The sequence below is a fragment of the Streptococcus oralis genome (assembly GCF_001578945.1).
GTDB lineage: Bacteria > Bacillota > Bacilli > Lactobacillales > Streptococcaceae > Streptococcus > Streptococcus oralis_Q.
This window is the reverse complement of record NZ_KQ969579.1, coordinates 1-879: the sequence shown is the minus strand read 5'-3', so window position 1 is coordinate 879 and position 879 is coordinate 1. Positions and strand designations below refer to the sequence as shown.

At 44.5% G+C, this 879-nt stretch carries 1 protein-coding gene; it reads left to right on the top strand.

Annotated elements, in window-relative coordinates:
* Window positions 1-2 precede the first annotated feature (2 nt).
* Window positions 3-879: cutinase family protein (locus SORDD16_RS09820; protein ID WP_241734067.1), on the top strand; the 877-nt coding region annotated here is incomplete at its 3' end.

Below are 879 nucleotides of genomic sequence, written 5' to 3'. Positions count from 1 at the left end.
AAATCACCCCTGGAGGTAAACATCTTCCCCATAATGGTAGAGTCTACTTGCAGCCGGATCCTGATTTGCGAGATACTTATAAAGTTACATCGATACCGGTTCCTGATGCGAATGGGATGAGGCAGGATATTCATCACAAACGTTATCAAAAAGGATTGTTAACTGATGATGAAGCTGGTTTCAGTGCCTACTACTTAACGGATACGCCTACCTTGACTAATGATACTACGAAAACTTATATGACTATCCGCGGCAGTGATGCCATCAGTATAGAGAATTGGAACGACTGGGTTGAAAACGACGCTAAGTTCGCTCTTAACCATATCCATACGCCGCAAGCCAAGTTAGCGACAGTAGGAATGAAAACGAAGATCGCAGAGATGCGCGAAAAGGCTCCCAATGCTACGATGGACATCACAGGTCACTCCCTAGGAACCATTGTCTCTGCGCAAGGGGTAGCTGGCCTTACTGATCAAGAACTGGAGAAAATAGGCAAAGTGGTCCTGTTCGACGGTCCAGACACGACAAAGAGTTTAAAGAAAATGGGACTCAGTGACGAGAAAATCAAAAAGATTAGCGAAAAAATCGAGTACTATGTCAATCCTTTTGATGTCGTGGGTATGCTCAATCGTGAGCATACCATCACTAAATTACCTGGGGATTCCGATGAACCTCTCAAAAAACCCGTCGGTAAAGTCAATGTCCTTGTTCCCTTGCATTATACCCAGATTACTGATCCGGAAAGCTCCCATGACTTTGGTGTTTTCCAATCGGATGGAAAGGGAAATTTATTGACTGCATCTGAGGATTTTCACCCAGAATTGCTCAGGGCAGGTGAAAAGTTAGCTAGATTGATAGCGACAACCTTGGATTCCCTCC